Source organism: Deinococcus sp. (assembly GCF_018260405.1).
GTDB lineage: Bacteria > Deinococcota > Deinococci > Deinococcales > Deinococcaceae > Deinococcus.
In genome coordinates this window covers 23,905-30,710 of the sequence record NZ_JAGLBG010000023.1, presented here as the reverse complement: position 1 = coordinate 30,710, position 6,806 = coordinate 23,905, and the positions used below count along the sequence as shown (strand labels likewise).

General features: G+C 59.5%; 7 protein-coding genes. 1 reads left to right on the top strand and 6 read right to left on the bottom strand.

Annotated features, from left to right (window positions below; translation table 11 throughout):
• Positions 1-75: 75 nt before the first annotated feature.
• A complete protein-coding gene (locus QZ269_RS04815; protein WP_367272210.1) occupies positions 76-315 on the top strand; it encodes a hypothetical protein in 240 nt (79 codons plus the stop codon).
• Between the two features lie 421 nt (positions 316-736).
• Here QZ269_RS04815 and QZ269_RS04810 read toward each other — a convergent pair whose 3' ends face one another.
• The 6 genes from QZ269_RS04810 to QZ269_RS04785 form a co-directional block, all read right to left on the bottom strand.
• A complete protein-coding gene (locus tag QZ269_RS04810; RefSeq protein ID WP_291424846.1) occupies positions 737-1,708 on the bottom strand; it encodes an RluA family pseudouridine synthase in 972 nt (323 codons plus the stop codon).
• A 92-nt stretch (positions 1,709-1,800) separates the two neighbouring features.
• Complete coding sequence (locus tag QZ269_RS04805) at positions 1,801-2,415, bottom strand: helix-turn-helix domain-containing protein (protein ID WP_291424844.1); 615 nt, start codon at positions 2,413-2,415, stop codon at positions 1,801-1,803.
• Between the two features lie 566 nt (positions 2,416-2,981).
• Positions 2,982-5,420: a DNA gyrase subunit A gene (gyrA, locus tag QZ269_RS04800; protein ID WP_291424842.1), complete on the bottom strand. Its 2,439-nt coding sequence runs from the start codon at positions 5,418-5,420 to the stop codon at positions 2,982-2,984.
• 170 nt (positions 5,421-5,590) lie between these two features.
• Complete coding sequence (locus QZ269_RS04795) at positions 5,591-5,896, bottom strand: hypothetical protein (RefSeq protein ID WP_291424840.1); 306 nt, start codon at positions 5,894-5,896, stop codon at positions 5,591-5,593.
• A complete protein-coding gene (locus tag QZ269_RS04790; RefSeq protein ID WP_291424838.1) occupies positions 5,897-6,340 on the bottom strand; it encodes a hypothetical protein in 444 nt (147 codons plus the stop codon).
• Positions 6,328-6,786 (bottom strand): hypothetical protein, encoded by a 459-nt coding sequence (locus tag QZ269_RS04785; RefSeq protein WP_291424836.1) that lies wholly within the window; start codon positions 6,784-6,786, stop codon positions 6,328-6,330. The genes QZ269_RS04790 and QZ269_RS04785 overlap by 13 nt, the downstream gene beginning before the upstream one ends.
• Positions 6,787-6,806: the final 20 nt, after the last annotated feature.

The following is a 6,806-nucleotide window of genomic DNA, read 5'->3' as shown; positions in this document are numbered from 1 at the left end:
AGGTCGCTAGGGTAAGCTGCGCGTTCCACCGTTAAAGCCTAAAACATTTCCCATGGTTAGGGCCTCAGACAGCCTCTGAAGAAAAAGCCTGAAGGCACCATTGATAAGCGCTACGTTCGTCTGGGATGCAATATGGCTGTTGATGGCGGTGTCTACACCTTCAAATTCAAGAAGGACGGCAGTTCTGTCACCGGGCGCTACACCTATGTCTATGAGTTCAAAGATGGTCAGTGGCTTATTGCTACTCACCACTCTTCTGCCATGCCACAGGACTTAAAAAGCGAACCCTGGAATGGTCCAACGACCATGCACTGAAAGTACAGAGATTGGGGTTGCGGCTAAGGCGGCCTTGATGCCATGCCTGCTGCGCTTTGTCTATCCCTACCAGTCCCCCATCATGCCGTTTTGACTAAATGTAGCTCGCTGTCTTGTTAGAGCAGTTCTCCGAATGATGGGCACGTCGGAAACACACCGCCACCCCCTCTATTCTACGTCCTGCTCTTTCTTTTTCACTCGTTCCACTCGGCAAAAAGATGTTAAAAAGAGCACCATCTTTTTGCAAAATCCTCTAATTCCAGCCAAAAAGCAAGCGGGGTCGGTTACGTTATGGATGACGAGCTAAGTCAGTGTCGGTTGGAATCTGAATCATGAGAGAAGGAGTGTCGTCGTCAACAGCACGAATTCAGTGCTCCCGGCTTTTCATTGGCCCAAAAGGTGACATCAACTAACCGCGTTATCAATAAAGGCTGGGAGCCGCCTCCAATTCGCCAGGAAGCTCACCACCCAGCGTGACCCAGGCTTCCAGCAGATCATCTGGCACTGGGGCATGAAGGCTCAGCAGTTCACCCGTGACCGGATGCGGAATAGACAGAAAATGGGCATGCAGAGCGTGGCGCGGCATGATTTCGCTGGCGCGGCCATACACGGCGTCGCCCAGAATCGGGCTGCCCAGGTGCACCAGATGAACCCGGATCTGGTGCGTGCGGCCCGTGCGCGGCTGGGCACGCACCAGCGCCAGCGTGCGCCCGTGTCCGTCCGGATGGGCCGCCAGTGGTGTAAACAGCGTCTGGGCCTCGCGCGGCAGGGCGCCACCCACAGTCATGCGCTGACGCTGCACTGGGTGGCGACCAATGGGTACATCGGCATATACCGGCTCCGCAGCCTTCCAGGTTCCGGCAGCTATCGCCAGATAGGTCTTGCGCGTTTCGCGGTCTTTGAACGCCGCTGCCAGCCGGGCGTGGGCAGCCACGCTCTTAGCGACCACGATCACCCCGCTGGTGTCCTTGTCGAGGCGGTGAACGATGCCGGGGCGAAAGCCGTCCGGCCCGTCGAAGCCTTCTTGTTCAGGGAGCGTCACCCGGCCCAGCAAGGCATTGACCAGCGTGCCGCTAAACACGCCGGGCGCGGGGTGGGTAATCATCCCTGGCGGCTTATTGATAGCGATCAGGTGCTCGTCCTCGTACAGCACGTCCAGCGGAATATTTTCCGGTTCGACATGCGCCGACGGAGGCAGCGGCACCTGCACGATCAGCGTCTCGCCCCCGCGCAGTTTCAGGCTGGGTTTGCTGGCCTGCACGCCGCCGACCTGCACCTGCCCGCCTTCTACCCAGCCCGCTACCTGTGAGCGGCTGACGCCGGTCAGCTCAGCTAGCACGGTATCGAGGCGTCCAGCCGTGGCTATCAGAGATAAGGGGTCGCTCAGAGTCATGACCTGCCAGTGTAGCGCGTCTTAACCAGACTGCCAGGACAAAAAATCACCGCTCCCGTATTCAGGAAGCGGTGAAGGACAAATGGGGAGGCTTAGGCAGCAGCGATATCCTGCAAGGCTTTCTGGTTCTTCAGGGTGATCTTGCCGTAGCCAGCGGTAATCACGCCTTCGCGGGTCAGTTCGCCGACCACCTTAGTTACGGTTTCGCGCACGGAGCCGACGGCGGCGGCCAGTTCGTCGTGGGTGGCGTAGATCATGATTTCGCCGCTGTCGAGCTGGGTCGCCAGAGCCGTGTCTTTGAGTTCCAGCAGTTCACCGGCAATCCGGGCACGCAACCGCTTACCGACCAGGCGGTAGATGCTCTCATAGGCGCGTTCCAAGGTGCGCACCAGGTGAGTGGTCACGACCAGATTGTCCTCGGCGCTCATCAGCGCGGGATTGATCACGTCGATGCTGCTGTCAGTTACGGCCTCGGCAAAGTAGGCGCGGTTGACGCCAGCCAGGGCTTCTTCACCAAAGTATTCGCCGGGCTTAACGTAGCGCAGGGTCAGGCCGTTGCCGTCGTCGTCCATCGTGTGAACGCGGACTAGGCCACTGGCGACGCGGTAGAGCATGTCGCTCTTGCCGGGGTACAAAATCACAGCTCCGGGGCGGTAAGTCACTGTATCGATAAAAGTGCGGGTATGAGCAGGTTGAACTTGAGTCATTAGGGTTCGCCTCCTGAGGCGTTATAGAGAACTTAAGAGGAAGAACAGTGCTTCCTAACACAGGTCACAGTATAGAACCAAATCACAATTTTGTAAACAATTTTGTTTCTTTAAGAGAGGTTTATGTCACCAAATGACTTTGAGTTGACTAGTCAACCACCGGCGAACGAATTTCGAGGAAAAGATGGTTCTGGACGCTGCGGAGGCGGTTGTTTCAAACACAAACGATCCGGCCTAACTCTCACAAAGCCCCGAGGCATACGAACAAAAGGGAACAGGGGCCGCATGGCAAACCTGACATAAAACTGTCACCGATTAAGCTTATGCCAAAATCTATGCATAAGAATACGCTCATAGCGTTACGGCATAGGTGGCCTGCCCATAAAGTTGGGGCAAGTTTCCCAGTAGCACGGCTTCCGTTAAGTTCCGAAACACTTGGAAAAGTACCCGATGTGCCTCTGCCAGCAGCTCTGCGAGTCCGTGCAAGACTATGGATTCACATGCTGAGTGGTTAGCAGAAAAGAAGTGTCCCAGAAAACGGGACACTTCTGGCAGGCTACCTTGCTTTACAGTTCATCTTCGCGGCGAATGGGGAAAGCGTCGATCACGCTGTCCTTGTCGCCGATATTGATGACCTTGACGCCCTGGGCATTGCGTCCCGTGACGCGCACTTCCTCGACGCGGGTGCGGATGACCGTGCCCTTCTCGGTCAGCACCATCAGTTCCTCGTCTCCGGCGACGCGGGCCAGCGTGACCAGTTTGCCGGTCTTGTCGGTAATGTCCAGCGTAATGACGCCCATGCCGCCGCGCCCCTTGGCCGGGTAATCGCTGACCGGGGTGCGCTTGCCCAGACCGAATTCACTAACCGCCAGCAGCTCGGCCCCAGCGTCGGTGGTCGGAATAAGCGCCATGCTGACCACGGCGTCTTGCTCGCCCTCGCGCAACCGGATGCCGATCACGCCCTGGGTCGCGCGGCCCGTAGCCCGGACTTCGCTGCTCTCAAAGCGCATGGCCTTGCCGTTGCGGGTCGCCAGCACCACGTCGTCGCCGTCTTGCACGATGCCAACGCTGATCAGCTCATCGTTATCCTGCAAGTTGATGGCGATCAGGCCCGCCGAGGTGATGTTGCCGTACTCGGTAATCAGGGTCTTTTTGACCACGCCGTTCTGGGTCGCAAAGATGAAGTTCCCGGGTTCGTTGAAGCTCCCCACCGAAAACACGCTGGCGATGTTTTCGTTTTCGCGCAGCCCCGGCAGCAGGTTGCGGATGTGGGTACCCTTGGCGTCGCGCCCGGCTTCGGGCAGGTCGTAGATTTTCTCGTGGAACACGCGGCCCTGATCGGTAAAGAACAGGATGTAGTCGTGCGTACTGCCGACAAACACGCGGGTATTCACGTCTTCCTCGCGCAGTTTGCCACCGCTGCTGCCGCGTCCGCCACGGGCCTGGGCGCGGTAGGCGTCGAGATTGGTGCGCTTGAGGTAGCCCGCCTTGGTCATGGTGATGACCATGTCCTCGACGGCAATCAGGTCTTCTTTGTTGATGTCCTCTTCAAGCTGGGTAATTACGCTGCGCCGCTCGTCGCCGTAGCGGTCTCGGATGTCCCGGATTTCCTTCTTGATCTCGCGCCACAGTAGTTTTTCGTCGCCCAGAATGGACTGAAGGAACTGAATGGCCTTCTGGAGTTCATCGAATTCGCCCTGCAACTTGTCGCGTTCCAGGCCGACCAGCCGTTGCAGGCGCATGTCCAAAATCGCCTGTGACTGCACTTCCGAGAGGCCAAAGCGGGCCATTAGCGCGTCGCGGGCCTCGGCCCCGGTATTGCTGGCCCGGATCAGCGCGATCACTTCGTCAATGTGGTCGAGCGCCTTGAGCAGCCCTTCGAGCACGTGGGCGCGTTCCTCGGCCTTACGCAGGTCGTAGGCGGTGCGGCGCGTGACCACGTCCCGGCGGTGAGCGAGGAAATACTTCATGGTGTCGATCAGCGGTAGCACGCGCGGCTCACCGTTCACGATGCTGAGGTTGATGACCGTATAGGTCTGCTGAAGCTGAGTGTACTTGTACAGCTGATTGAGCACCAGCGTGCCCAATGCCCCGCGCTTGAGTTCGATCACGACACGAACCGGCTCTTTGCGGTCGGACTCGTCACGCAGGGCCGAGATGTCGGGGATTTTACCCGCCTTGTACATGGCGCTAATGGTTTGCAGCAGGTTGGTCTTGTTCAGCTGATACGGGATTTCCGAGATGATAATCTGGGTGCGCCCATTCTTGTTTTCCTCGATACGGGCTTTGCCACGCACCTTCAGGCCCGAATGTCCGGTAGCGAACGCCTCGCGGATGCCCTGGGCCGAAATGCGTCCGCCCGTCGGGAAATCGGGCCCCTTGACGTGGGTCATCATCTCGTCAAGCGAAATGTCGGCGTTGTCGATCAGGGCCAGCAGACCATTACAGATTTCCGTGAGGTTGTGCGGCGGAATGTTGGTCGCCATGCCCACCGCGATTCCCGACGCGCCGTTGATAAGCAGGTTAGGTACCGCCGAGGGCAAAACAGTAGGTTCAACGGTAGTTTCATCGTAGTTCGGCTTGAAATCCACCGTCTCTTTTTCAAGGTCGGCCAGCACTTCCTCGGCGACCTTGGTCATGCGGGCTTCGGTGTAGCGCATGGCAGCGGCCATATCGCCGTCCATCGACCCGAAATTGCCCTGCGGATCGACCATGGTGTAGCGCATGTTCCACCACTGCCCCAGGCGCACCATCGCGTCGTAAATCGAGGTGTCGCCGTGCGGGTGGTACTTCTTCATCACTTCGCCGACTACGCTGGCGCTCTTGGCATGCTTGGAATTGCTCGCCAGACCCTCGAGCATCATCGCATACATGATGCGGCGCTGCACCGGCTTCATGCCGTCGCGCACATCAGGCAGCGCCCGGTCTACGATTACGTTCATGGCGTAGTTGATAAAATTAGTCTTGACTTCACTGGTGATGTCGACAGGCTGGATTCCGGTCATTTAAAACTCCAAAGGGGGCTGCCGGGCCGGGAAGGCCACCGACAGCAAAAAATTGAGAGGCCCGACAATGTTGCCGGGAATGCCCGAATTATAGCACATTACGCTAACAACGTAAAATAATCCGCCTCAGCGGGTGCTGCGGCATAACAGGCGCTACACCGCGTTCCGGGTCAGCCGCCCAGTTCCTTTTCCAGCCACTCACGCCGACCGCCTTCCTCCTCCAGCGCCTGCCCAGCTTGCTCCAGAAAAAGCGCCCGCGCCTGCTGAGCGTCGTGCGGCGTAATTCCAAACTCCTCGGGGTGTGCCAGCATCTTACGAATCAGTGGAAACACGGGCTGGTTTTTCATGACCTGACCGTTGACGGTCACGTCGGCAAGCCAGCTCAGCAGGTATTCCAGCGCGTAGGGCGCGGGTTCCAGCACGCAACCGCCTGGATACGGAATGCGGCGGGGGCCGGAAAAGGTAACGGCAGGCACCTACTTCACCTGCCCTTTCCCCTGCCCCTTCACTGGCCCTGTCTGGGCGGTTTTGATCGTGGTCGCCGTGTATTTGTCTTGCAGGTAGCGGCCATGGGCACTCAGCTCACGCTGCCGGGTAGCCGCCCGCTGGCCCACGACGCTCTGCATCCGGCGTTCGATCAGGGCCAGCTGCTCCAGCAGTTGCTCGTCCGACTGGCGGCTAGGCGGTACGGCGCGGTAGGCGCTTAGCAGTTCAGGCAGGTCTTCACGCGCCGCCTGACGTGCGTCGAAGGTGTCGCGCTGCAAGGTGACGTCGGCAGCGGTCAGGCGCAGGGCGTCACGGGTGGCGATCACGGTAGCTTGAAAGGCAGGCCAAAGCGTGCTGGGCAGCCCACGTTCATGCGTCCGTAATAGCGTGAGCAGCCGCGCCTCGTCGCTGTCCAGCGTGTTTACAGCGCCCACGGGCGACCCTTCTCCCCTCGGCGGTGTACCTCTACCGGCACCTCGGCCTTGGCCAGCAGCAGCTCGGAGGCGCGGCGCAGCGTCCAGTAGGCCCCATAAGCCCCGGCCAGCAGCACCAGCAGTAGCAGCCACCCAGCAAAAGCGTGTCCGGAAGCCGCGCCGATGCCCAGCAGCAGCGTTGCGACCGCCAGCACGACCGCCCCCAGTGCCGCCAGCACCAGAAGAGTAAACAGCCCCAGGCCGCGCCGCGTGAGGCTGGCGCCGCGTTGCCAGTTGTGCGGCGAGTTGCGCTCAAGCAGCCAGGGGTCACGTCCCCATTCGTCGAACTGCCCGGAGAGCTTGCCGCCCGGTTGGCTGCGGGAAGGACGGGCCGGGCGAATCAAGTAGCCCACCACGTCCTTGCCGGTGCGGGCCACGGTCAAAACAGTAGTGAGATGAGGCGCCATGTCCCAACAAGATACGCGCC

Bases quoted from the DNA above. Each gene is read 5' to 3' on its own strand.
- QZ269_RS04810 (WP_291424846.1), bottom strand. From the start codon at position 1,708: ATGACTCTGAGCGACCCCTTATCTCTGATAGCCACGGCTGGACGCCTC.
- QZ269_RS04805 (WP_291424844.1), bottom strand. From the start codon at position 2,415: ATGACTCAAGTTCAACCTGCTCATACCCGCACTTTTATCGATACAGTG.
- gyrA (WP_291424842.1), bottom strand. From the start codon at position 5,420: ATGACCGGAATCCAGCCTGTCGACATCACCAGTGAAGTCAAGACTAAT.
- QZ269_RS04785 (WP_291424836.1), bottom strand. From the start codon at position 6,786: ATGGCGCCTCATCTCACTACTGTTTTGACCGTGGCCCGCACCGGCAAG.